The organism is Roseateles sp. P1_C6 (assembly GCF_056406315.1).
In genome coordinates this window covers 244424-265926 of the sequence record NZ_JBFUAK010000002.1, presented here as the reverse complement: position 1 = coordinate 265926, position 21503 = coordinate 244424, and the positions used below count along the sequence as shown (strand labels likewise).

Below are 21503 nucleotides of genomic sequence, written 5' to 3'. Positions count from 1 at the left end.
CATGAAGCCCATCCTCGGCAGCATCGTCGCCCTCGTCACGCCCATGAACGAGGACGGCAGCATCGACTACCCGGCCCTGCGCCGCCTGATCGACTGGCATGTCGAGGAAGGCACGGCCTGCGTCGGCGTCGTCGGCACGACCGGCGAGTCGCCCACGGTCAGCATGGAAGAGAACCGCGAAATCATCCGTGTCGCGGTCGAGCACGCCAAGGGCCGTGTGCCCGTCCTGGCCGGCACCGGCGCCAATTCCACCGCCGAGGCCATCGAGCTGAGCCGCTACGCCAAGGAAGTCGGCGCGGACTGCACGCTGTCCGTCGTGCCCTACTACAACAAGCCCTCGCAGGAAGGCATCTACCAGCACTTCAAGGCCATCGCCGAGGCCGTGGACATCCCCATGATGCTCTACAACGTGCCCGGCCGGACCGTGGCGGACATGGCGCCCGAGACCGCGCTGCGCTGCGCCAGCCTGCCCGGCGTCTTCGGCATCAAGGAGGCCTCCGGCAACATCGAGCGCGCAGCCTTCCTGATCAAGCACGCCCCCGAGGGCTTCCACATCTACTCGGGTGACGACGGCACGGCCGTGGCGCTGATGCTGCTGGGCGGCCATGGCAACGTCAGCGTGACGGCCAACGTGGCGCCCGGCGCGATGGCCGAGCTGTGCCGCCTGGCGCTGGCCGGCAACGCCATCGAGGCCCGCAAGATCCATCTCAAGCTGCTGGGCCTGCACAAGCAGCTGTTCTGCGAACCCAGCCCCGGCCCGGCCAAGTGGGCGCTGTCGCGCCTGGGCCGTTGCGGCGCTGCGCTGCGCCTGCCGATCACGCCGCTGACGGCCGCCGGTCAGGCCAGCGTCGGGCAGGCGCTCATCGAAGCCGGACTGCTCTGAGTCCTCTGGTCTAATGCGCGGCTGCGCCGGCCAAGACCGGCGTCTTTGTTCCCCGGAGATTTCCAGCGTGATGTCTGTTTCCTCGCTTCGCCCCACGGCGACCCGCCTGGCCTGCACGGCCTTCGTCCTGTCGCTCGCCGGCTGCAGCTCACTCGACATCTTCTCGTCGGACAAGGTCGACTACAAGGCGGCCTCGCGCCAGACCCAGGGCCTGGACGTCCCGCCCGACCTGACCCAGCTCGCCAAGGACAACCGTGCCCAGGTGCAAGGCGGCTCCATCACCGCCTCGGCGCTGTCCGCGGCCAAACCCACCGCAGGCAGCGCAGGCCCCGGCCTGTCGGCCAACAGCGTGGCACCCAACGCGGCCGGCGACGTGCGCATCGAGCGCAGCGGCACCGAACGCTGGCTGCACACCTCGGCCACGCCCGAGCAACTCTGGCCGCAGCTGCGCAACTTTTGGCAAGAGCGCGGCCTGGACGTTGTCAAGGAACAGCCCGAAGTCGGCGTCATGGAGACCAGCTGGGCCGAGAACCGCGCCAAGCTGCCGCAGGACTTCATCCGCCAGACCATCGGCAAGGTCTTCGACGGCCTGTACTCGACCGGCGAGCGCGACATGTACCGCACCCGCATCGAGCGCAGCGCCAGCGGCACCGACATCTTCATCAGCCACCGCGGCATGCAGGAGGTCTACACCTCGCAAAGCCGTGACTCGACGTCCTGGCAGAACCGCCCCAGCGACCCGTCGCTGGAAGCCGAGATGCTGTCGCGCCTGATGCTCAAGCTGGGCGGCCAGGACACGGCCGCCAAGGCCCTTGTGGCCGAAGCCCCCACCACGCCGACCGCCAAGCCGTCGCCCCAGGCCGTGGGCGGCGAAGCCAATCGCCCGCGCCGTGCGCTGTCCGAAGTGCCCGACAGCCTCACTGTCAACGACGGCTTCGAGCGCGCCTGGCGCCGCACGGGCTTGTCGCTGGACCGCCATGGCTTCACGATCGAAGACCGCGACCGCGCAGCCGGCCTGTTCTACCTGCGCTATGCCGACCCCGAGCAAGCCGGCAAGGACGAGCCCAACTTCTTCCAGCGCCTGTTCGGCGCCAAGGCCGCGGCACCGGTGCGCTACCGCGTCTCCGTCAAGGCCGAGGGCGACAAGAGCACGGTGCGCGTGCTGGACGACCGCGGCCAAGCGATCGCGGACGACAACGCCAAGCGCATCCTCAGCCTGCTGATGGACGACCTGCGCTGATCCAGCGCAGCGCCCTCCCGCTGCCGTGATGCGCTTTTGCAGCCTCGGCAGCGGCAGCGGCGGCAACTCCACGCTGGTCGAGGCCAGCCAGGGCATCACGACCACCCGCGTCCTCATCGATGCGGGCTTCAGTGAACGCGAACTGACGCGGCGCCTGGCGCGCGCCGGCTGCACGCCGGCCGATGTCGACGCCCTCTTCATCACGCATGAACACGGCGACCATGTCGGCTGCTCGCTGGCGTTCGCGCGCCGGCACCGCAAGCCTCTGATCACCAGCCGCGGCACCTGGCGGGCCGTCGGGCGGGAAGACTTCGACATCGATCTGCTGCGCCTGACCCGCTGCGGCGAGGCGATCTCGCTGGGTGACCTGGAACTGCAGCCGTTCGCCGTGCCGCATGACGCGCAGGAGCCGCTGCAGCTGTGCCTCAGCGACGGCGTGGCGCGCCTGGGCGTCGTGACCGACCTGGGCAGCGCGCCGGCCAGCGTGGCCGAGGCGCTGCAGCGCTGCCAGGCCTTGCTGCTGGAATGCAATCACGACGAGGCGATGCTGCGCTCAGGGCCTTATCCGCCCATGTTGAAGCGACGCATCCTGGGCACGCATGGCCATCTGTCCAACGAGGCCGCTGCGGACCTGTTGTCGCGCTGCCGGCACGCTGCGTTGGGCACGGTCATCGCCGCTCACCTCAGTGAGCGAAACAACTCGCCGACCTTGGCCCGCGAAGCCCTGGCGCGGGTACTGCAGGGCGCGAATGACGATATTCGCGTTGCCGATCCGGTACTCGGTTCGGACTGGCTGGTGGTCGGCTGACAGCCGGGCCATTCAGCGCAAAGTTTTGTAATTCAATCTCGCCACAACTCGAATTCGCGGCGCGACAAAGAAAAAAGCCGTCGCTGCTCACGCAGCGGCGGCTTTTTCCGTGGGGACGAAGCGATTACTTCGAAGCGGCCGAGGCGGCGGCGTCGACGACGGCCGAAGCGGCAGCGTCAGCGGCGCTGGCAGCAGCCGAAGCCACTTCCGAAGCGGCTGCGGCCGGGACGGTCGCGACCGGGGCCTCAACCTTGGGTTCTTCCTTCTTGCTGCAAGCGGTCAGAGCAGCAGCAGCCAGCAGGGAAGCCAACAGGATCGACTTATTCATACTTGTCCTCAAACGTTTAAACGACGGTGCACACCATAACTTTGGGGTCGAGCGCCGGTGCTTTCCTGCACCAACGGGCGACCCCGACAGAACAAGACGCGGAAAACCTCGAGCGCTTCCCTCGCCTAGCCAATGATTATAGGGCTACCAATGTCACAAAGATTCAGAGGCCCAAAGTTGTCGGGGCAAATGATTCGCTGGACCGTTGCGCCAGGGCATCAAACCACTCCAGGCCACGCAGGCGGTCCGCCGGGTCGAGATTCAGTTCACCGCGCCACAGGTGCCGGTCGAACAGCCGCATGTTCAGCACGCCCTGCGTACCGGTGACCAGCAGCAGGCTTTGCGGCGCGGCCTCCAGCCGCAGTTCGGGCTCGACGGCGCGCGCGGTCACGCAATGCGCGAAGTCGCGCCGCCAGCGCACGAAACGCGGATGCCGGCGCGCCAGGTCGTCATATTGCAGCGCCAGCAGGTGCAGCTGGCGGCCGGCCCCGGCCCAGGCGGTCAAAGCAGCCAGCACGGCGCCGTCGGACAGCGGCCAGTCGACGAAGTTCGCGTCCCAGGCATGGAACTCGCGGTAACCCTGCTCGCACGACCACACCACGGTCTCGACAAGCAGGCGCTGGAACTCGGCCCGGCCGGCGAAGGTCTGCGGCGTCATTGCGGTTGCGGCTGCACCCAGCCGTCCTCGGTCCATTGGTCCAGCAGTTCGCGCGCGTCCGCCGACAGCCGGGCGACCTCGGCCGCGGACAGCCGGCGATGGTCGGCCAGCGAACGCATCAGCGCGGCGTCGCGGCCACCGGCGCGAAAGCTCTCGCCGTTGAGGAACACATGCGCCGTGTCGTAGAGCATGCGGCTGCGACGGTCCAGCGCGGCGCCCTGACCCGGCGACAGCGGCTCGCCGGGCTCGAACCAGACCTGGGCCTTGGGCTCCGTCAGCGCCTCGCCCAGCGCCCGCTCCAGCGCCAGCGGACGCTGCACGGCGGCCTCCACGGCGCGGCGCGCAAAGTCCAGCAGCGCCGTCGGCACGCGGGCCGGCTCGGTCACGGATTCCTGGCGCGGGTCGGCGTAGAGCTTGCCGGCGGCATCGACGTCGTCCAGCAGCCGCGGCAGCAGCTCGGCCGCCATGCCTTCGGCCGTCGACGCGCGAAAGCCGACGGACCCGGTCACGCAGCCGGGACCGACGGCGATGCCGTCATGCGCCCAGCCCGGGGGCAGGTAGAGCATGTCGCCGGGTTCCAGCACGAAATCTTCCTCGGGCTCGAAGTTCGCAATGATCTTCAGCGGCACGTCGTCGCGCAAGACCGCGTCGCGCTGCGGCGCAATGCGCCAGCGCCGACGCCCTGCGAGCTGGATCAGGAACACGTCGTAGGAGTCGAAATGCGGACCGACGCCGCCGCCGTCGCTGGCGATGGACAGCATCAGGTCGTCCAACCGCGCGTCCGGCACGAAGCGGAACTGGTCCAGCAGCGCACGCGCCTCGGCCAGGTGTTGGTCCAGCCCCTGCACGAGCAGCGTCCAGCCGGGCTTGCTCATGGCGGGCAGGCGCGCGATGGGGCCTTGCTTGAGTTTCCACTCGCCGTCGAAGGCCGTGACGAGGCGCGATTCGACATCGTCGCGAGCGGCCAGAGCCGCGAGGTCTTTCAGCGAAGCCGGCGGCGTCACGCCGTCAAAAGCCTGGCGCACGAGCAGCGGTTTCTTCTGCCAGTGCCGGCGCATGAACTGTGCCGGGCTGAGGCCGGCGAGCATCGAGGTAGGGAGTGCGATCTGCATGCGGGCATTGTGCCGAGGGCACGTGCGAAAATCGCGCCCATGCAAGTGACCCGCCCCTGTGTCGTCTCCCTGCGTTGGAGACTCGAAGATGCCCAGGGCCAACTCATCGACGAGTTGGCCGAGCCCATGGAATTCCTGCACGGCGGGGATGACTTGTTCGCCAAGGTCGAAGAAGCGCTGGAAGGCCAGGAGGTCGGCTTCGAGACCAGCCTCGCGCTGCAGCCCGAGGAGGCTTTTGGCGACTACGACTCCAACCTCGTCTGCTTCGAAGCGCGCAGCCTGTTTCCCGATGGCGTGGAGCCGGGCCTGCAGATCGAGGGCTTGCCCGAAGGCGCTGCCACCGAAGGCATGCCCGAAGACGTGGTCTACACGGTCACCGAGGTCTACCCGGAGCATGTCGTGCTGGACGGCAACCACCCGCTGGCCGGCATCGGCCTGCGCATGCATGTGACGCTGCTGGACGTGCGCCCAGCCACCGAGGCAGAGGCTCAGGCCGGCTCGGTCGGCGAACCCATCTTCATGGTGCAGACCGGCGCGCCGCCGGACGAGCCCCTCCACTGAACCGAAGGCGCCGCAGGCGCCTTTTTCATGCCTTGCCGGTGGAGCCGAAGCCGCCTGCACCCCGCTCGGAGGTGTCGAAACTGTCCACGCGGCGGAACTGCGCCTGCACGACCGGCACGATGACCAGCTGCGCGATGCGCTCGAAAGGCTGGATGACGAACTCGGTCTGGCCGCGGTTCCAGCAGCTGACCATCAGCTGGCCCTGGTAGTCACTGTCGATCAGGCCGACGAGGTTGCCCAGCACGATGCCGTGTTTGTGGCCCAGGCCGGAGCGCGGCAGGATGATGGCCGCCAGGCCCGGATCGGCGATGTGGATGGCCAGACCCGTGGGAATCAGCGTCGTCTGGCCGGGAGCCAGCGTGATCGCCTCGTCCAGGCAGGCGCGCAGGTCGAGGCCAGCGCTGCCGGGCGTGGCGTAGGCGGGGATCTGCTCGGCCATGCGGGCGTCGAGCACTTGCAAATCGATAGCGTGCATCAGAGTCGGGTGGAGAGGTCTTGGATCAGCTCGCGTGCGAGGCTGAGCTTGTCGGCGCGGGGCAATTCACGCTGGCCTTGCTCGTCGATGAGCAGCAGCGCGTTGTCGTCACGGCCGAAGGTGGCCGGGCCGAGGTTGGCGACGATCAGCGGGATGCCCTTGCGGCGGCGCTTGGCATCGGCGTGCTCGGCGAGCTTCTCGCTTTCGGCGGCGAAGCCGACGCAGTAAGGAGCTTTCGGCAGCTTGGCGACGGCTGCAAGGATGTCGGGGTTCTCGGCCATCGCGATGGTCGGCGCCGTGGCGCCGCCTTCGGCCTTCTTCAGCTTGTGCTCGTGCGTCTGCGCGGGGCGCCAGTCGGCGACGGCAGCGGTCGCGATGAACGCGTGCTGGTGCGTGGCCAACGGCAGCACGGCGTCGAACATCTGCTGCGCCGATTGCACGTCGATGCGCTGCACGCCGCGTGGCGTGGGCAGGTGCGCGGGGCCGGCCACCAGCATGACCTCGGCGCCGGCCTCGGCCGCAGCGCGGGCGATGGCGAAGCCCATCTTGCCGCTGCTGTGGTTGGTGATGCCGCGCACCGGGTCGATGGGCTCGAAGGTCGGGCCGGCGGTGATCAGCAGCTTCTTGCCGCGCAAGGTCTTGGGCGCCAGGAACGCCTCGACGTCGTCGAAGATCTCCTGCGCTTCCAGCATGCGGCCATCGCCGATCTCGCCGCAGGCCTGGTCACCGTTGGCGGGGCCGATGACGGTCGCGCCGTCGGCGGTGATCTGCGCGACGTTGCGCTGCGTGGCCGGGTGCGCCCACATCTCGCGATTCATGGCCGGCACGACCAGCAGAGGGCACTCATGGATGCGGCGCGCCAGCGCGGTCAGACTGACGAGGTCGTCCGCCCTGCCCTGCGCCAGCGCGGCGATCGCATCGGCGCTGGCCGGCGCCACCAGCATCACATCGGCCTCGCGGCTGAGGTTGATGTGGGCCATGTTGTTGTCGGGCCGTGCATCCCACTGGTCCGTGAAGACCGGCCGGTTGGACAAGGCCTGCATCGTCACCGGCGTGATGAACTGTTGCGCGCCCTCGGTCATCATGACCTGCACCGTCGCGCCGCCCTTCACGAACAGGCGCGTCAGCTCGGCGATCTTGTAGCCGGCGATGCCGCCGGTCATCGCGAGAAGGATGTGTTTGCCGTAAAGGGGACTGCTTGTCGTCATCAGCGCTTCCTGAACACCAGGTCCCACACGCCATGTCCGAGCTTGATGCCACGGTTCTCGAACTTGGTCAGCGGGCGGTAGGCGGGCTTGTCAGCGTAACCCGTTGCAGCGGCCGCGGTATTCAGGAGATGGGGCTCGGCCGACAGCACTTCAAGCATCTGCTCGGCGTAGGGCTGCCAGTCGGTCGCGCAGTGCAGGTAGCCGCCGGGCGCCAGGTGCTTCACCAGCTTGGCGACGAACTCGGGCTGGATCAGGCGGCGCTTGTTGTGGCGCTTCTTGTGCCAGGGGTCGGGGAAGAAGATGTGTACGCCGGCCAGCAGGTCCGGGCCGATCATGTCGCGCAGCACCTCGACCGCGTCGTGCTGGACGATGCGGATGTTGGCGATCTGCTTCTCGTCGATGAGCTTGAGCAGCGCGCCCACGCCGGGCTCATGCACCTCGCAGCCGATGAAGTCATGATCGGGCAGCGTCTGCGCGATCTCGGCCGTGGCGCCGCCCATGCCGAAGCCGATCTCCAGCACCAGCGGGGCCTTGCGGCCGAAGACTTGTTCAGGAGCGATGCGTTCGGGCTTGTAGGGCAGCACGAACTTCGGGCCCAGTTCGGCCAGGGCCTTGATCTGGCCGGTGCCCATGCGGCCGGCGCGGGTGACGAAGCTCTTGATCGCGCGGCGTGGCGGATCCTGCGGTGGCTGGCCTTGCTCTTCGCTCATCAGCCGACCTCGGCCATGACCATGGGCGTGGCTGCCACATCGGCATCGCCCAGCGTGCAGGCGGCCAGATACGAGGCGATCGCGCGGTCGGCGGCGGCGTCATCGGCCGCGTGGATCAGCGCCAGCGGCTCGCCGGCGGCGACGCGCGTGCCGAGCGGCTTGACGGCGGAGAAGCCGACACGCATGTCGATGGCATCACCCGCCTTGCGGCGCCCGCCGCCCAGCTCGACGATGGCCACGCCCAGGTCGCGGGTCGACATCGTCGTGATGACACCGGCGCGCGGTGCAGCCACGGGCTTCACGACCGGTGCGGCGGTGAGATACGCCTCGGGTCGTTCCATCAGGTCGGCCGGGCCGCCCAGGGCCACGACCATCTTGGCGAATTTCTCGGCGGCGGCGCCGGAGTCCAGCGCGGCCTGCAGCTTCACGCGGGCGGCAGCGATGTTGCCGGCCAAGCCACCCAGCACCAGCATCTCGGCGCACAGCGCCAGCGTCACCTCGTGCAGGCGCTGCTCGCGGTGCTCGCCGGTCAGGTAGCGGATGGTCTCGATGACTTCCAGCGAGTTGCCGACATCCGTGCCCAGGATCTGGTTCATGTCGGTGATCAGCGCGCGTGTCTTCAGGCCCGCGCCACCGGCGACGGCGACGATGCTCTCGGCCAGTTCCTGCGCGAACTCGGGCGTGGACGCGAACGCGCCGTTGCCGCACTTGATGTCCATCGCCAGGCCTTCGAGGCCGGCGGCCAGCTTCTTGGACAGGATGCTGGCGGTGATCAGCGGCACGCTCTCGACCGTGGCCGTCACATCGCGCGTGGCGTAGAAGCGCTTGTCGGCAGGCGCCAGGTCAGCGGTCTGGCCAATGATGGCGCAGCCCAGCGAACGCACGATCTGGTCGAACTTCGCCGGGTCAGGCGTGGTCGTGTAGCCGGGGATGGCTTCCAGCTTGTCGACCGTGCCACCGGTGTGGCCCAGGCCGCGGCCGGCAATCATCGGCACATAGCCGCCGCAGGCCGCCACCATGGGCGCCAGCATCAGGCTGACCTTGTCGCCCACGCCGCCGCTGCTGTGCTTGTCCAGCACCGGGCCGGGCATGCCGGGCCAGCGCATGACGCGGCCGGAATTCATCATCGCGCGCGTCAACAGCACCGCTTCGTCGCGGCCCATGCCCTTCAGGAACACGGCCATGCCGAGCGCGGCGACCTGGCCTTCGCTCCAGGAGTTGTCGACCAGGCCGCGGACGAAGTGGTTGATCTGCGCTTCATTGAGCGCGAGGCCGTCGCGCTTGGCGCGGATGATTTCTTGAGCAAGCATGGTTCAGTAAGCGGCGGTGACGGCGGCGGATTCAGCGCCAGCCAGCACGGCTTCGATGTCGGTGAGCAGGCCGCTTGCGCCAAAGCGCAGGCGTTGTGGGTTCAGGGCTTCGGCACCCAGCGCGGCTTCGGCCAGGGCGATGTAGCCGGCGGCATCCGCCACCGAGCGCACACCGCCGGAAGCCTTGAAGCCGGCGGCGGACAGGCCGCTGGCCTTGATCTCCTTCAGCATCGTGGCGGCGGCGACGGGCGTCGCGCCGGTCTTGGTCTTGCCGGTGCTGGTCTTGACGAAGTCCGCGCCGGCCGCCAGCGCCAGGCGCGTGGCCTGGGCGATGCGATCGGTGGAGCCCAGCTCACCGGATTCGATGATGACCTTCAGCGTCAGCGGGCGGCTGGCGAAGCGGACCTCGGACAGGAACTCCGCCACCTCGGTCGTCTGCCCGGCCATCAGCGCGCGGTACGGCAGCACGACGTCAACCTCGTCGCCACCGGCTTGCGCGATCACGGCCACGTCGGCCAGCGCGCGCTGCACGTCCAGCGCGCCGTCGGGGAAGTTGGCGACCGCGGCGACCTTGATGGACGCTGGCAGCGCGGCGCGGGCCAGCGCAACGAAGCGCGGCCAGACGCAGACGGCGGCCACGGGGCCGTTGACGGTCTGCGCACGCTGGCACAGCGCCGCGATGTCGGCGGCGGTGTCGGCGTCGTTGAGGCTGGTCAGGTCCAGGCAGGCCAGCGCGGTACGGGCCGCTGCCTTCAGGTCCGTGCTCATAGCGTCAGGTCCGCGAAGCTGGCGATCAGCGCCGCCAGAAAGGCCGACGCGCGCTCGCCCGACATCTGCGCCTGCTTCAGCGTCAGGTCATGCGTCAGCGCCTCGGCGGACAAGCCGGCCGCCATGTTGGTCATCAGCGCCACGCCCATGACCTTGAGGCCGGCATGGCGGGCCAGGATGGTCTCGGGCACGGTGCTCATGCCCACGGCGTCGGCGCCCCAGGCGGCGAACATGCGGATCTCGGCCGGCGTCTCGAACTGCGGGCCCAGCGCCCAGCAGTAGGTGCCCTCGCCCAGCATCAGGTTCTCGCGCTTGGCCAGCGCCAGCGCGTGCTTGCGCAGGTCGGCGTCGTAGGCGTTGACCATGTCGACGAAGCGATGGCTGCCCTGCTCGCCCACCAGCGGGCTGCGCTGCGGCGCGTTTATGTGGTCGGCGATCAGCATCAGGCTGCCGGGCGGCATGTGGCCGCGCAGGGAGCCGGAGGCATTGGTCTGCACCACCAGCTTGACACCCCAGCGCTTCAGCGAGCGCAGTGCGCCGGCCATGCCGGTGCAGTCGCCGGACTCGTAGGTGTGGGCGCGGCCGCGCAGGAAGATCACGCGCTGGGCGCCGATGGTGCCGACGACGATCTCGTTGACATGGCCTTCGACCTTGGGCTGCGGGAAGGCGGGCAGCTCGGTGTACGGCAGGTTCTTGGCGTCCTGCACATGGCTGACGGCGCCAGCCCAGCCGGAACCGAGCACGACGGCGACGGCGGGGGCTTCACCGAACAGGGATTGCAGCTTCTCGACGCTCGCGGTGATCGCGACGTCGAGCTGGGTGTTGTTGATCATGGGAAACCTCAGAAATTCAGATGGCTGGGTCCGAAGCTGTGGGGGAGCAGTTCGGCCAGGGTCCAGCGTTGGCGGATGCCGCCAGGATCGCCGGCAATGATGACAAGCTCTTCCGGCACGGAGAACTCGCGCAGCTTCTGTCGGCAGCCGCCGCAGGGGGTGATGATGTCCGGGCCCGGTCCGGTCACGAGGACGGCCCGGGCCTGCTTGCCGCCGGCCATGATCATGGCCGTCAGCGCCGACGGCTCGGCGCACCACCCTTGCGGGTAGGAGGCGTTCTCCATGTTGGCGCCGAGGTGGATGCGGCCCTGCTCGTCGAGCAGGGCCACGCCGACCTTGTATTTGGAATACGGCGAATGCGAGAACTCGCGCGCCTTCAGGGATTCGGCCAGCAGGCGGTCCAGCAGGTGTTGCGTAAGTTCCATCTCAGCGTTCCTTCACGTACGGTCGGCCGAGGGCCTTGGGGGCGACGGCAGAACCAATGAAGCCAGCGAGCAGCACCACCGTCAAGATGTAGGGCAATGCCTGGATCAGCTGCACGGGTACTTCGCCGACGCCCGGCAACTGCACGCCCTGCATGCGGATGGCCATCGCGTCCAGGAAGCCGAACAGCAGGCAGGCACCCATGGTCGGCAGCGGCTTCCACTTGCCGAAGATCATGGCCGCGAGCGCGATGAAGCCGCGCCCTGCCGTCATGTTGGGCGAGAAGGACGCGTTCTGCGCCAGCGTCAGGTAGGAGCCCGCCAAGCCGCACAACACGCCGTTCATCAGCAGCGCCTGGTAACGCAGGCTTTGCACGGACATGCCGGCCGCTTCCACCATCGCCGGGTTCTCGCCCACGGCGCGCAGGCGCAGGCCCGGGCGGGTGCGCTCCAGGAAGAACCACACGGCCGCGACCATCAGGAAGGCGACGTAGACCAGCACGTTGTGGCTCAGCAGGCCGTGGCCAAAGACGGACGCCAGCCAGTTGCCGGGCTGCGGCTCCGCAAAGCCCTTGGCGAGCGCGGTCAGGCGCACGTCGGGCTCGATGGGCGGCGTCTGGCCGCCCTGCTGGAACCAGGCGATGCCCAGCACGACAGTGAGGCCGGCGGCAATCATGTTCAGCGCGACGCCCGAGACGACCTGGTCGCCGCGGTTGGTCACGCAGGCGAAGCCATGCAGCAAGGACGCCAGGCTGGCCACGGCGATGGCGGCCAGCAGGCCCAGCCCGGTGGAGTGCGTGACCGAGGCCGTCGCCGCGGCGGCAAACGCCGCGAACAGCATCTTGCCCTCCAGGCCCAGGTCGACGACGCCGGCGCGCTCGGACAGCACGCCCGCCATCGCGCACAGCAACAGCGGCGCACTGACGCGCAGCGTGGACGCCAGCACCGAGGCGATCAGGACTTCATCCATCAGCGGCCTCCCTTGACGGCAGCGTAGACCCGCGCGAACAGCGGCGCGCTGACGGTGGCCATGGCGCCCGAGAACAGCACGATCAGGCCTTGCGCCGTGACGACCATCTCGCGGCTGAAGCCTTGCAGCTCGAAGCTGACCTCGACGCCGCCCTGGTAGAGCACGCCGAACAGCAGCGACGCCAGCACGATGCCGACCGGATGGTTGCGGCCCATCAGCGACACGGCGATGCCGGTGAAGCCGGCGCCGGCGACGAAGTCCAGCGTCAGCTTGCCCTGCACGCCGGAGATCTCGTTGATGCCGACCATGCCGGCCAGCGCACCGGAGATGGCCATGGCGATCATGACCTGGGCCCGCGGGCGGATGCCGGCGTAATGGGCCGCGCGCGGTGCGCTGCCGACGGAGCGGACCGCGTAGCCGGCGGCGCTCTTCCACAGGAACCAGCCGACCGCCACGCAGGCGACCAGCGCGATAACCAGGCTGAGGTTCAGCGGCGACGACGGCAGCTCATAGCCCAGCGCTGCCGCCATCTGGTGCAGGGCCGGCATGCGGGCGCTGTCGGCGAACTCGGCGGACTCCACCGACATGCTGCCCGCCGGGCGCAGCCAGTTCACCAGCAGGTAGGCGTTCAGCGCCGCGCCGAGGAAATTGAACATGATGGTCGTGATGACGATGTGACTGCCGCGCCAGGCCTGCAGATAGGCCGGCAGCGCCGCCCACAGCATGCCGAACAGCGCGGCGGCCACCACCAGCAGCGGCAGCACGACGATGGCCGGCAGCTTGGCGCCCAGCCACAGCGCCACCAGCGCCACGCCGACGCCGCCCAGCGTCGCCTGGCCTTCGCCGCCGATGTTGAACAGGCCGGCGTGGATGGCGACCGCCACGGCCAGGCCGGTGAAGATGAAGGTCGTCGCGTAGTACAGCGAATAGCCCAGCCCGCGCACGCTGCCCAAGGCGCCGTTGAGCAGGACCGTCAGCGCCTGCAGCGGGCTGTGGCCGATGACCATGACGACGAGGCCGGTCACGACCAGCGCGATGGCGAGGTTCCACAACGGCAGCAGGCCGATGTCGATCCAGCGGGGGAGAGTCAAAGGTTGGCTCATGCGGCCGCTCGTTCTTCTTGTGCGGCCATCAGCAGGCCGAGGCGCTTCTCGTCGCAGTCTTCGATGGCCAGCTCGCCGGTGATGCGGCCGCAGTTCATGACGACGACGCGGTCGGCCAGCGCCAGGATCTCGTCCAGCTCGCTGCTGACCAGCAGTACCGCGCAGCCGGCGTCGCGCAGCGCGCGCAACTGGCCGTGGATGAATTCGATGGCGCCGATGTCGACGCCGCGCGTGGGCTGACCCACCAGCAGCACGGTCGGCTGCTCACCAATCTCGCGGGCCAGGATGAGCTTCTGCTGGTTGCCGCCGGAGAACTTGGACGACCCCAGGTTCTCGTCGCGCGGCCGCACGTCGAAGCGCTCCTGCATCTGTCGCGTGGCCTCGCGCATCGCCGCATGGTTCATGGACGCGCCACGGCGGTATTTGGGCAGGGTCTGGTAGCCCAGCACGGCCGATTCCCACGCCGGGAAGCTCATGACCAGGCCCACCGCATGCCGGTCCTCGGGCACGTGCGCCAGGCGCAGCGTGCGGGCGCGGGCCGTGTCCAGCCAGGCGTCGGGCGAGAAGCTCGCGCCGCCCAGGTCCATGCGACCACCCTCGGGCGCACGCAGGCCGGACAACACCTCCAGCAGCTCGCTCTGACCGTTGCCCGACACGCCGGCCACGCCGACGATCTCGCCGGCCTTCAGCGTCAGGCTGACGCCCTTCAGCGCCGGCACGCCGTTGGCATGCTTGAGACTCAGGTCGCTGGCCTGCAGGCGGACTTCACCGGCATGCACTTCCAGCCCCTCGGGCCGGCCCAGCGTGACCTTGCGGCCGACCATGGACTCGGCCAGCGCCTCTTCGCTCCATTCAGAGATCGGACGCGTCTCGACGACCTGCCCCGCGCGCATCACTGTGACGGCGCTGCACAGGCTCATGACTTCGCGCAACTTGTGCGTGATGAGGATCAGCGTCGTACCGCGCTCCTTCAACTTGCGCAGCGTGACGAACAGCTGGTCGGTCTCCTGCGGCGTCAGCACGGCCGTCGGCTCGTCCAGGATCAGGATCTTGGCGCCGCGGTACAGCGCCTTCAGGATTTCCAGCCGCTGCAGCTCACCCACGGGCAGCTCGCTGACGAGCGCGTCCAGGTGCACATGCAGGCCGGTCTCGGCCATCAGCGCCTCCAGCTTGGCCCTGACCTTGGCCTTGGACGGCGTCAGGAAGAAGCCGCCCTCGGCGCCCAGCATGACGTTCTCCAGGCAGCTCAACGTGTCCACCAGCATGAAGTGCTGGTGCACCATGCCGATGCCCAGTTGAATGGCCTGCTGCGAGTTGGCGATGTGGACGGGCTGGCCGTTGACCTCAATGTGGCCCGAGTCGGCGTGGTAGTAGCCGTACAGGATGGCCATCAGCGTGCTCTTGCCGGCGCCGTTCTCGCCGACGAGGCCATGCACGCTGCCCGCGCCGATGTCGAACGACACCTCGCGGTTGGCCTGGACCGCGCCGAAGCGCTTGGAAATCGCCTGGAGGCGAACAGCGGACGTCATGGCGCCCCTCAGAACTTACAAGCGTTGTCCGCCATGTAGTCGGCCACCTTGACCTTGCCGGCAATGATGTCCGCCTTCACGGCGTCGACCTTCGCCTTCAGCGCGGGATTGAGCAGCTTGACGTTGTTGTCGTCGACGGCGTAGTCGACGCCGCCTTCCTTCAGGCCCAGCACGCTGACGCCGGGCTTCCAGCCCTTCAGCACGTTGTAGACGGCGACGTCCACGCGCTTGACCATGGAGGTCAGCATGGTGCCGGGCTGCAGGTGGTTCTGGTTGCTGTCCACGCCGATGGCCAGCTTGCCGGCGTCCTTGGCCGCCTGGTAGACGCCCACGCCGGTGCCGCCGGCGGCGGCGAAGACGACGTCCGAGCCCTTGGCGAACTGGGACTTGGCCAGCTCACCGCCACGCGTCGGGTCGTTCCAGGCCGTGGACGTGGTGCCCGTCATGTTGGAGAACACCTCGATCTTCGGATTGGTGACCTTGGCGCCCTGCTCGTAGCCGCACTGGAACTTGCGGATCAGCGGGATGTCCATGCCACCCACGAAGCCGACCTTGCCGGTTTTGCTGACCAGGGCCGCCATGGCGCCGACGACGTAGCTGCCTTCATGCTCCTTGAACAGCAGCGACTGCACGTTGGGCAGGTCCACCTTGGCGTCGATGATGGCGAACTGGGTCTTGGGGAAGTCCTTCGCCACCTGCTGCAGCGCCGACGCCTGGGCGAAACCGATGCTGATGATGGGGCTGGCGCCACGCTCGGCCATGCGGCGGATGGCCTGCACGCGCTGGGTGTCGTTGCTGATCTCGAACTCGAGATAGGTCTTGCCGGTCTCCTTCTTCCACTGCTCCGCGCCCTGGTAGCCGGCCTGGTTGAAGGATTTGTCGAACTTGCCGCCCATGTCGAAGATCACCGCGGGCTGCTGGGCCTGGGCCAGGGCCGAGGCGACCAGCAGGGTCAAGGCAGCAAGACGGGGCAGAGAGATCGTCATGGGCGTGGGGTGAGCAAGGCGAAAGGGGCGCATTGTAGAAAACATCCCTCAAGTTTTACTGGGTAGGAAAACACTGACCCCTCGCTCGCCTTTCGGCGTTCGGTCCCCCGAGGGGACGCAGGCCGGCTTGGGGCGGCCCGGTGCTCGGCCTACGGATTCCCCGTGACTCAGTGAGCCTGGCTGTGGCGCAGGCGCCGATGAGCCGCACGGGCATGGGGCAGCCAGCCGAGTGTCGCCCAACGCCGCCACATCAAAAGACCGCGAATCCATTCATCAGCGGCATAAGCAATCCACACGCCAACCAGGCCCCAACCCAGGTAAACACCGAGGAACCAGCTGCCGCCCGCCAGCACGATGGCCATCGAGGCCGAGCCCACCACGACCGGGTAGCGTGCGTCACCCGCGGCCCGCAGCGCGTTGATGACGACCAGGTTGAAGCTGCGCCCAGGTTCAACCAGCACGGTCCACCACAGCAAGGTGCAGCCCAGCGCGACGATGGCCGGGTCGGACGTGAACTGGGTCAGCAGCCACGGCCCGGCCAGCGCAAACGACGTCGACACCAGCAGCGCCAGCACGATGCCCAGCGCCAGCGAACGCCGCACCAGCCGGTTGGCTGCATGCAGCCGACCGGCGCCGATCATGTGGCCCACCATGATCTCGACCGCGAAGCTGATGGCCAGGCTGAACATCAGGATCACGTGCAGGAACTGCATCGTGTACGCGTGGGTCGCCAGCGCATGGGCGCCCAGCTGCGCGACGGCGGCCAGGCTGGTCATGAAGGCCAGGCGCCAGGAGATATTCTCGGCCGCGCCGGGGATGCCGATGTGCAGCACCGCAGCCAGCGGCGCGCGCACCAGCCGCCACCAGTCGACCGCCTGCAGCCGCAGGTCCAGCCGCGTTCGCCACAGCAGGATGTGCAGCGCCAGGCCCACGCCGCGCCCCAGCGCGCAGGCCAGCGCATAGCCCACCAGCCCCAGGCGCGGCATGGCCAGCAAGGCCACCGCCAGCGTGATGACCTGGATGACCACGACGACGGCCAGCGCCTCGCGGCTGCGCAGGTGGGAGCGCATGACGCTGGACATGTTGGCGTTCCAGGCGTCCAGCATCAGCGCCGGTGCCAGGGCTTGCAGCAGCGTCTTGGCCAGCGGCGCCACCTCCGGCGGCGCGTTGACCAGGTTCAGCAGCGGGCCGGCGGCCAGCAGCGCCACCACGGCCCCACCCACGCCCAGCCAGCTGCTGGCGCCCACGACGGCACGCGCCACCGCGTCGGCTTGGTCGCGCCGGCCGGCGCCCAGCGCCTGCGTGACGGCCACGCTGACGCCGGCGCCGATGACACGGAACAGCACGAAGACGGCCGCGAACACCTGGTTGGCCAGGCCGAAGGCGGCACCGCTGTTGTCGGAGAGACGCGCGGCCAGCGCCGTGCCGATGATGCCGATGCCGATGCCCAGCAGCAGCTCCAGCAGCATGGGCCAGGTCAGCGCGAAGAGGCGGGGGCGAGCGGACAAGGCCGTCATGACCAAGTCCTAAAGACGGGATTCACACAAGTCACGACAAGCTCGCCAGAATGGCCCGGAATCCTATAGGAGTAACCATGCCGAAACCCGCCGCTCACGCATTCGCCAACACCCTGGCCAGCTTCAGGACCGCCGCCGGCAAGTCCGGCCAGTATTTCTCGCTGCCCAAGCTGGCCGAGACGCACCCCAACGTCGCACGCATGCCCATCTCGATGCGCATCGTGCTGGAAAGCGTGCTGCGCAACTGCGACGGCAAGAAGGTGACGGCCGAGCATGTGGCGCAGCTGGCCAACTGGAAGCCCACCGCCGCCCGCGTCGACGAGATCCCCTTCGTCGTCGCCCGCGTCGTGCTGCAGGACTTCACCGGCGTGCCGCTGCTGGCCGACCTGGCGGCGATGCGCAACGTCGCCGCGGCGATGGGCAAGAACCCCAAGGCCATCGAGCCGCTGGTGCCGGTGGACCTAGTCGTGGATCACAGCGTCATGATCGACCACTACGGCACGAAGAAGTCGCTGGACCTGAACATGAAGCTGGAGTTCGAGCGCAACCGCGAGCGCTACGAGTTCATGAAGTGGGGCATGCAGGCCTTCGACACCTTCGGCGTCGTGCCGCCCGGCTTCGGCATCGTCCACCAGGTCAACCTGGAATACCTGGCGCGCGGCGTGCACCAGGGCAAGGACGGCGTCTACTACCCCGACAGCCTGGTCGGCACCGACAGCCACACCACGATGATCAACGGCATCGGCGTCGTCGGCTGGGGTGTGGGCGGCATCGAGGCCGAGGCCGGCATGCTGGGCCAGCCGGTGTACTTCCTGACGCCCGATGTCGTCGGCTTCGAGCTGACCGGCCAACTGCGCGAGGGCGTGACCGCGACCGACCTGGTGCTGACCGTCACCGAGATCCTGCGCAAGCACAAGGTGGTGGGCAAGTTCGTCGAGTTCTTCGGCGAAGGCACGCGCACGCTGGCGCTGCCCGACCGCGCAACGATAGCCAACATGGCGCCCGAGTACGGCGCGACGATGGGCTTTTTCCCGGTCGACGAAAAGACCGTCGACTACTTCAGGGGCACGGGCCGCACGCCCGCCGAGATCGAGGCCTTCGAGGCCTACTGGCGCGCGCAGAAGATGTTCGGCGTGCCCAAGGCCGGGGACATCGACTTCACCTCCGTCGTGTCGCTGGACCTGGGCACCGTGGCGCCCAGCCTGGCCGGCCCCAAGCGCCCGCAGGACCGCATCGAGATTACCCACCTCGCGTCCACCTTCGCGCAGCTGTTCAGCAAGCCCATCGCCGAGAACGGCTTCAACCAGCCGGCGGACAAGCTGGCGCAGAACTTCGTCACCGAGTCCGGCATTCCGGTGAAGAACGGCGACGTGCTGATCGCCGCCATCACGTCCTGCACCAACACCAGCAATCCCGGCGTGCTGCTGGCCGCCGGCCTGCTGGCCAAGAAGGCGGTGGAGGCCGGCCTCACCGTCGCGCCGCACATCAAGACCTCGCTGGCGCCCGGCTCGCGCATCGTCACCGAATACCTGGAGAAGGCCGGCCTGCTGCCCTACCTGGAAAAACTGGGCTTCAACGTCGCGGCCTACGGCTGCACGACCTGCATCGGCAACGCCGGCGACCTGACGCCCGAGCTGAACAAGCTCATCCAGGACAACGACCTGGTCTGCGCCGCCGTGCTGTCGGGCAACCGCAACTTCGAGGCGCGCATCCACCCCAACCTGAAGGCCAACTTCCTGGCCAGCCCGCCGCTGGTCGTCGCCTATGCCATCGCCGGCAACGTCACGCGCGACCTGATGACGCAGCCAGTGGGCTACGGCAAGCACAGCAAGCCCGTGTTTCTGGGCGACATCTGGCCCAGCAGCGACGAGATCTACGCGCTGATGAAGTACGCGATGGACGCCAAGGCCTTCAAGGCCAACTACGACAAGGTCGCCAAGGAGCCCGGCAAGCTGTGGGACGCGATCAAGGGCAGCTACGGCAAGGACGGGGGCCAGGTCTACAACTGGCCCAAGAGCACCTACATCGCCCAGCCGCCCTTCTTCGAGGGCTTCACGATGGAGCCCAAGCAGTTGATCAGCGGCGTGAAGGGCGCCAGGATCATGGCGCTGTTCGGCGACTCGATCACCACCGATCACATCAGCCCCGCCGGCTCGTTCAAGGAGACCACGCCGGCCGGCAAGTTCCTCATCGCCAACGGCGTGCGCAAGGCCGACTTCAACTCCTACGGCGCGCGCCGCGGCAACCACGACGTGATGATGCGCGGCACCTTCGCCAACGTGCGCGTGAAGAACCTGATGCTGCCCACGCTGCCCGACGGCTCGCGCGAGGAAGGCGGCTACACGCTGAAGAACGGCGAGCAGACCACCATCTACGACGCCGCGATGGCCTACATCGCCGAGGGCACGCCCACCGTCATCTTTGCCGGCGAGGAGTACGGCACCGGCTCCAGCCGCGATTGGGCCGCCAAGGGCACGCAGCTGCTGGGCATCAAGGCCGTCATCGCCAAGAGCTTCGAGCGCATCCACCGCAGCAACCTGATCGGCATGGGCGTGCTGCCGCTGCAGTTCAAGACCGGCACCAGCTGGGAAAGCCTGGGCCTGACCGGTGCCGAGACCATCGACATCACGCTGGCCGACGAGATCAAGCCGCAGGGCGACGCCGTCATGACCATCACGCGGCCCGACGGCAGCACGCAGCCGGTCGTGCTGACGCTGCGCATCGACACCGCCATCGAGGTGGACTACTACTTCCACGGCGGCATCCTGCCGTTCGTTTTGCGACAGCTGCTCGCGGCGTGATACACGGCGTTGCGCTGTCAGCCCGCGCCCACAAGGCCGACGGGCCGCTGGCTGACAGACGCTTGCGCCGCGCGCGCCTACCGTCTTCGCATGTGGACTTGGCGCCTGTTGCGATGACCTGGAACGACATGCTGAACCGCGCCGCGGCGTCCTTGCCCGATGTGGACTGGACCGACGTGCTGCCCGCCGTGCTGGCGGGCATCGTCACCGTCCTCGTCATCAAGGCCGGCCTGCGGTTGACCGTGCAGCGCCTGCAGGCGCTGTCCAAACGCACGCGCACGTCGCTGGACGACGGCCTGGTGCGCGTGCTGGAGCAGACCAACGCGGCGTTGATCTGGATCGTGGGCCTGCTGGTGGGCCTGAGCCTGCTACCGCTGGACGACCGCTGGCATGGCCGCGTCGCGCAGCTGTGGTTCGCCGTCGTCGCCTTGCAGATCGGCCTGTGGGGCCAGCAGGCGGTGGCGCTGGCGCTGGCGGCCCAGCAACAGCGCCACAGCAATGGCAACACGGGCAACAGCGCGCTGTCGGCCTCGGCCACGCTGCTCAGCTGGAGCCTGCGTGGCGCGCTGTGGGTGGTGGTGGTGCTGGCCGTGCTGTCCAACATGGGCGTCAACATCACCGCCTTCGTCGCCAGCCTGGGCATCGGCGGCATCGCGCTGGCACTGGCCGTGCAGAACATCCTCAGCGACCTGTTCGCGTCGCTGGCCATCGCGGTGGACAAGCCCTTCGAGGTGGGCGACTCCATCACCGTGGGCGACGTGACCGGCACGGTGGAGCGCGTGGGCCTGAAGACCACGCGCATCCGCAGCCTGGGCGGCGAGCAGATCGTCATGTCCAACGCCGAGCTGCTCAAGCGCACGGTGGCCAACTTCAAGCGGCTGCAGACGCGGCGCGCGCTGTTCACCTTCGGCATCACCTACGACGCCACGGCCGATGACGCGGCCGCGGTGCCGCCACTGATCAAGGCGCTCATCGAGGCCGACCCCAAGCTGGAATTCGTGCGCGCGCATTTCAAGGGCTTCGGCGAAAGCTCGCTGAACTTCGAGGTCGTCTACCGCGTTCAGGACCCCAGCTACGACGTCTACATGGACCGCCAGCAGGCACTCAACCTCGCGCTGATGCGGGCGCTGCAGGAGCGCGGCATCCGGCTGGCTTTTGCGACACAGACCCTCAACGTGGTCGGCAGCTTCCAGCAGCAGGTGGACGGCGTCGCTCCCGCACCGCAGGGCGCGCCCAAGCGCCCGACCCGCGGCTCAGACCCCTTGCCGGCGGCGGGCTGAG

21 protein-coding genes are annotated in these 21503 nt (G+C 68.4%); 6 read left to right on the top strand and 15 right to left on the bottom strand.

What is annotated here, in order from left to right; all coding sequences use genetic code 11:
* Nucleotide 1 precedes the first annotated feature (1 nt).
* The 3 genes from dapA to AC1D29_RS04205 all read left to right on the top strand — a co-directional run bounded on the left by dapA (nt 2) and on the right by AC1D29_RS04205 (nt 2931).
* A complete protein-coding gene (dapA, locus tag AC1D29_RS04215) occupies nt 2-883 on the top strand; it encodes a 4-hydroxy-tetrahydrodipicolinate synthase (RefSeq protein WP_477894645.1) in 882 nt (293 codons plus the stop codon).
* Between the two features lie 70 nt (nt 884-953).
* Nucleotides 954-2123, top strand: a complete 1170-nt coding sequence (bamC, locus tag AC1D29_RS04210) for an outer membrane protein assembly factor BamC (protein ID WP_477894644.1) — start codon at nt 954-956, stop codon at nt 2121-2123.
* Nucleotides 2124-2151: 28 nt separating this feature from the next.
* Nucleotides 2152-2931, top strand: coding sequence for an MBL fold metallo-hydrolase (locus AC1D29_RS04205; RefSeq protein WP_477894643.1), 780 nt, complete (start codon nt 2152-2154; stop codon nt 2929-2931).
* A gap of 124 nt (nt 2932-3055) precedes the next feature.
* Here the strand turns inward: AC1D29_RS04205 and AC1D29_RS04200 are convergent, their stop codons facing one another.
* The 3 genes from AC1D29_RS04200 to AC1D29_RS04190 form a co-directional block, all read right to left on the bottom strand.
* Nucleotides 3056-3259 (bottom strand): hypothetical protein, encoded by a 204-nt coding sequence (locus tag AC1D29_RS04200; RefSeq protein ID WP_477894642.1) that lies wholly within the window; start codon nt 3257-3259, stop codon nt 3056-3058.
* A gap of 163 nt (nt 3260-3422) precedes the next feature.
* Complete coding sequence (locus AC1D29_RS04195) at nt 3423-3917, bottom strand: hypothetical protein (RefSeq protein WP_477894641.1); 495 nt, start codon at nt 3915-3917, stop codon at nt 3423-3425.
* A complete protein-coding gene (locus AC1D29_RS04190) occupies nt 3914-5029 on the bottom strand; it encodes a JmjC domain-containing protein (protein ID WP_477894640.1) in 1116 nt (371 codons plus the stop codon). The genes AC1D29_RS04195 and AC1D29_RS04190 overlap by 4 nt, the downstream gene beginning before the upstream one ends.
* Before the next feature lie 39 nt (nt 5030-5068).
* Here AC1D29_RS04190 and AC1D29_RS04185 point away from each other — a divergent pair, with 39 nt between their 5' ends.
* On the top strand, nt 5069-5590 hold the full coding sequence (locus AC1D29_RS04185) for an FKBP-type peptidyl-prolyl cis-trans isomerase (protein WP_477894639.1): 522 nt from the start codon (nt 5069-5071) through the stop codon (nt 5588-5590).
* Between the two features lie 25 nt (nt 5591-5615).
* On the opposite strand, the gene dut is transcribed toward AC1D29_RS04185, so the two are convergent.
* The 12 genes from dut to AC1D29_RS04125 all read right to left on the bottom strand — a co-directional run bounded on the left by dut (nt 5616) and on the right by AC1D29_RS04125 (nt 17421).
* A complete protein-coding gene (dut, locus tag AC1D29_RS04180; RefSeq protein ID WP_477894638.1) occupies nt 5616-6065 on the bottom strand; it encodes a dUTP diphosphatase in 450 nt (149 codons plus the stop codon).
* Nucleotides 6065-7273, bottom strand: coding sequence for a bifunctional phosphopantothenoylcysteine decarboxylase/phosphopantothenate--cysteine ligase CoaBC (coaBC, locus tag AC1D29_RS04175; RefSeq protein WP_477894637.1), 1209 nt, complete (start codon nt 7271-7273; stop codon nt 6065-6067). The genes dut and coaBC overlap by 1 nt, the downstream gene beginning before the upstream one ends.
* A complete protein-coding gene (trmB, locus tag AC1D29_RS04170) occupies nt 7273-7983 on the bottom strand; it encodes a tRNA (guanosine(46)-N7)-methyltransferase TrmB (RefSeq protein WP_477894636.1) in 711 nt (236 codons plus the stop codon). Before trmB ends, coaBC begins: the two co-directional genes overlap by 1 nt.
* The gene (deoA, locus tag AC1D29_RS04165; protein WP_477894635.1) at nt 7983-9293 is read right to left on the bottom strand and encodes a thymidine phosphorylase; all 1311 of its coding nucleotides are present in this window, start codon (nt 9291-9293) and stop codon (nt 7983-7985) included. Before deoA ends, trmB begins: the two co-directional genes overlap by 1 nt.
* A 3-nt stretch (nt 9294-9296) precedes the next feature.
* Nucleotides 9297-10061 (bottom strand): deoxyribose-phosphate aldolase, encoded by a 765-nt coding sequence (deoC, locus tag AC1D29_RS04160; protein WP_477894634.1) that lies wholly within the window; start codon nt 10059-10061, stop codon nt 9297-9299.
* On the bottom strand, nt 10058-10894 hold the full coding sequence (locus AC1D29_RS04155; protein WP_477894633.1) for a purine-nucleoside phosphorylase: 837 nt from the start codon (nt 10892-10894) through the stop codon (nt 10058-10060). The genes deoC and AC1D29_RS04155 overlap by 4 nt, the downstream gene beginning before the upstream one ends.
* 8 nt (nt 10895-10902) lie before the next feature.
* The gene (cdd, locus tag AC1D29_RS04150; RefSeq protein ID WP_477894632.1) at nt 10903-11319 is read right to left on the bottom strand and encodes a cytidine deaminase; all 417 of its coding nucleotides are present in this window, start codon (nt 11317-11319) and stop codon (nt 10903-10905) included.
* A gap of 1 nt (nt 11320) precedes the next feature.
* On the bottom strand, nt 11321-12286 hold the full coding sequence (locus tag AC1D29_RS04145; protein ID WP_477894631.1) for an ABC transporter permease: 966 nt from the start codon (nt 12284-12286) through the stop codon (nt 11321-11323).
* Nucleotides 12286-13389 carry an ABC transporter permease gene (locus tag AC1D29_RS04140; protein ID WP_477894630.1) on the bottom strand — a complete coding sequence of 368 codons (1104 nt, stop codon included), beginning with the start codon at nt 13387-13389 and terminating at the stop codon, nt 12286-12288. Before AC1D29_RS04140 ends, AC1D29_RS04145 begins: the two co-directional genes overlap by 1 nt.
* Complete coding sequence (locus tag AC1D29_RS04135) at nt 13386-14918, bottom strand: ABC transporter ATP-binding protein (protein ID WP_477894629.1); 1533 nt, start codon at nt 14916-14918, stop codon at nt 13386-13388. Before AC1D29_RS04135 ends, AC1D29_RS04140 begins: the two co-directional genes overlap by 4 nt.
* An 8-nt stretch (nt 14919-14926) precedes the next feature.
* Nucleotides 14927-15904 (bottom strand): BMP family lipoprotein, encoded by a 978-nt coding sequence (locus AC1D29_RS04130; protein ID WP_477894628.1) that lies wholly within the window; start codon nt 15902-15904, stop codon nt 14927-14929.
* A 167-nt stretch (nt 15905-16071) separates the two neighbouring features.
* Nucleotides 16072-17421, bottom strand: coding sequence for an MATE family efflux transporter (locus AC1D29_RS04125; RefSeq protein WP_477894627.1), 1350 nt, complete (start codon nt 17419-17421; stop codon nt 16072-16074).
* Nucleotides 17422-17498: 77 nt separating this feature from the next.
* On the opposite strand from AC1D29_RS04125, the gene acnA reads away from it, so the two are divergent.
* Nucleotides 17499-20222, top strand: coding sequence for an aconitate hydratase AcnA (acnA, locus tag AC1D29_RS04120; protein ID WP_477894626.1), 2724 nt, complete (start codon nt 17499-17501; stop codon nt 20220-20222).
* A 113-nt stretch (nt 20223-20335) separates the two neighbouring features.
* Complete coding sequence (locus tag AC1D29_RS04115) at nt 20336-21502, top strand: mechanosensitive ion channel family protein (protein ID WP_477894625.1); 1167 nt, start codon at nt 20336-20338, stop codon at nt 21500-21502.
* Nucleotide 21503: the final 1 nt, after the last annotated feature.